Raw genomic sequence first — 2584 nt, 5'->3', positions numbered from 1 at the left:
AGGGGCGAGAAGCCCAGCATGTACCTCGGCCACGGCATCGTCAGGCCCGCACAGGTCCTCATCGACGGCGACGGCGACCCCGGCCCGGCCGACGAGAGTCCGCTCTTCTCCAAGTACTTCGCCTCCCTCGAAGCCTCGAAGTCCCCTTCTCCCAGCTCCGGGGACGCGAAGAGCTCCGACGCCTCTCCCTCCGACTCCGGGAAGAAGCGGGCCGGCGCGCAGGAGAAGAGCAGCGGCGACGGGCCGCCGTGGGTGCCCATCGGCATCGGCGCCGCGGTGCTCGTCATCGCCGCCGCTGCCGTCGCCATCTTCTTCGTCACGCGTCGCCGGGCGTGACCCCGCCGTGTCGGCCACGCCGGCACACCACCGCCCGCCCCGGTCCCGTACGGGATCGGGGCGGGCGGTGTTCCGGTTCCGGTTCCCGAGCTTGACCGTCCCGGCCCGAAGGCGGTCATGCGCCGTCCTGTGCCCCGGCGCGGCGCTCGGCCACGTACCGACCCGCCCACCTCAGCACGACGGCGGCCAGGCCGAACGCGAGGACGAGTCCGTTCATCCAGGCGTAGACGCCGCTGCCCGGGTAGGTGGTGCCGTCGTCCAGGACGCAGTCGAACCCCAGCGGGACGTAGGACGGCTCGTAACCGGCGATGCGCTCGATGGCGCCCGGCATCTCGTCGCGGCACAAGGGCGAGGGGGCCGAGTCCGCGCCGGACTCGGACTGGCTCACCGCGAACCGGACCAGACCGAGCCCGATCAGGTAGATGTCGGCGGCTGCCACCGCCGCCATGACCGCACCCCAGCGCAGCAGGTCCACGGCCCAGTCTGCGCGGCGCCTGGGCAGGGCGACGGAGACGAGCTTGACGACGACCGCGATGAGCCACACGGGGATGGTGAGCACAGCGGCCACGCCCAGCAGGGTCAACGGGACTGCCAGGGCTGACACGCGGTGGTCACCTCCCTCGGGCGTACGGCCTCTGCGTACGGCGCGGCCGGTTTCCCGGCTCAGGGCCGTCCGACCCGGCCGGGGGATCTTCCCGGGCTGCGGTCACCGCGGGTGCTCACCCGTGATCACCGGGTGTGAGACGCCGTTCCAGGTCGAACGGTTGCACGAATGCCTCCCCGGCCGCCGCGTCGCCGGCCGTCGGGAAGGCGCCCTACCCCCAGTCCCGGCCGGAGCGTCCGCGCTTGATCTCGGCGCGGTGCTTCTTGCTCCGCAGCCGCCGCTCGTTGATCCCGCGCGGGACCTTGCTCTTCTTGCGCGGGCGCGGCGGCGGTGCCGTCGCCTCCGCCAGCAGCGCGGCCATCCGCACGGCCGCGGCCTCGCGGTTGCGCCACTGGGAGCGGTGCTCGGAGGCCCGTACGACCAGCACCCCGTCCACCAGCCGCCCCGCGAGCCGCTCCAGCGCGCGCTCCTTCCACACCGGGGGCAGGGCCTCGGTCCGCGCGAGGTCGAAGCGCAGCTCGACCCGTGAGTCGGAGGTGTTGACGTGCTGGCCGCCGGGCCCGGACGAACGCGAGAAACGCCAGATCAGCTCGGCCTCCGGCAGGGAGACCGAGCCACGGATGACATAGGGCCCGGACATGCCCTCCATGATCCCGCCCGCCGGGACGGGCGTCACGGCGTTTTCCGGCTCCCCGGCCCGGTCGCTTGGCAAAGAAGGTAAAGAAGGCAAAGGATCGTGGAACCCCACTCCCCGCCGAAAGCGTTGGAGGGGGTAGGACAACAGACCGGACAACGGGCCGGGCATCCGGCCAGCACGGAAACACCACAGAAGGGCATCCCCATGGCTGTAAGCCTGTCCAAGGGCGGCAACGTCTCGCTCACCAAGGAGGCCCCCGGCCTGACCGCCGTGACGGTCGGCCTCGGCTGGGACGTCCGTACGACCACCGGCACCGACTTCGACCTGGACGCCAGCGCCATCGCGGTCAAGGCCGACGGAAAGGTCTACTCGGACCAGCACTTCGTCTTCTTCAACAACAAGTCCACCCCGGACCAGTCGATCGTCCACACCGGTGACAACCGCACCGGTGAGGGCGCGGGTGACGACGAGCAGATCAACGTCAACCTCGCCGCGCTGCCCGCCGACATCGACAGGATCGTCTTCCCGGTGTCGATCTACGACGCCGAGACCCGCAGCCAGAACTTCGGCCAGGTCCGCAACGCCTACATCCGCATCGTCAACCAGGCCGGCGGCACCGAGATCGCCCGTTACGACTTGAGCGAGGACGCCGCCACCGAGACGGCCATGGTCTTCGGCGAGCTGTACCGCAACGGCGCGGAGTGGAAGTTCCGCGCGGTCGGCCAGGGCTACGCCTCGGGCCTGGTGGGCATCGCCCAGGACTTCGGCGTCAACGTCTGATCGTCGCCGACGTCTCGCGGAGGGCGCCCGGCACTGCGAAGGCGGTACCGGGCGCCCTTTCCGTTCCCTCCTCCGGGCCACCCCCGGGTCAGGCGTCGCCGTCCCGCCGGTGGCAGGGGCAGGAGCAGCGCAGCACGGTCACGCCCTCGCACGGCGGCTGGGTCTCCTCGCCGTCCCGGCACGTCCGGTGCCGTCCCAGGCGGCACGCCACCGACCGGTACTCCTCG

Annotated in this window: 3 protein-coding genes and 1 pseudogene; 2 read left to right on the top strand and 2 right to left on the bottom strand. The window is 71.7% G+C overall.

The features are described 5' to 3' along the window. Positions 1 to 336: pseudogene (locus tag VE546_RS13640) on the top strand (serine protease); the annotation flags it as partial. Positions 337 to 451: 115 nt separating this feature from the next. On the opposite strand, the gene VE546_RS13635 reads toward VE546_RS13640, so the two are convergent. Continuing rightward, positions 452 to 940, bottom strand: coding sequence for a hypothetical protein (locus VE546_RS13635; protein ID WP_324922031.1), 489 nt, complete (start codon positions 938 to 940; stop codon positions 452 to 454). 211 nt (positions 941 to 1151) lie between these two features. Next, complete coding sequence (arfB, locus tag VE546_RS13630; RefSeq protein ID WP_324922029.1) at positions 1152 to 1580, bottom strand: alternative ribosome rescue aminoacyl-tRNA hydrolase ArfB; 429 nt, start codon at positions 1578 to 1580, stop codon at positions 1152 to 1154. Between the two features lie 201 nt (positions 1581 to 1781). Between arfB and VE546_RS13625 the strand changes: the two genes are divergently transcribed. Beyond that, a complete protein-coding gene (locus tag VE546_RS13625) occupies positions 1782 to 2357 on the top strand; it encodes a TerD family protein (RefSeq protein WP_324922027.1) in 576 nt (191 codons plus the stop codon). Positions 2358 to 2584 lie beyond the last annotated feature (227 nt).

Origin of the sequence: Streptomyces sp., assembly GCF_035644915.1 — a bacterium.
Taxonomy (GTDB): Bacteria; Actinomycetota; Actinomycetes; order Streptomycetales; family Streptomycetaceae; genus Streptomyces.
The sequence above is the reverse complement of the archived record's forward strand: the minus strand, read 5'-3'. Positions and strand labels throughout refer to the sequence as shown.

Bases quoted from the DNA above. Each gene is read 5' to 3' on its own strand.
- arfB (WP_324922029.1), bottom strand. From the start codon at position 1,580: ATGTCCGGGCCCTATGTCATCCGTGGCTCGGTCTCCCTGCCGGAGGCC.
- VE546_RS13625 (WP_324922027.1), top strand. From the start codon at position 1,782: ATGGCTGTAAGCCTGTCCAAGGGCGGCAACGTCTCGCTCACCAAGGAG.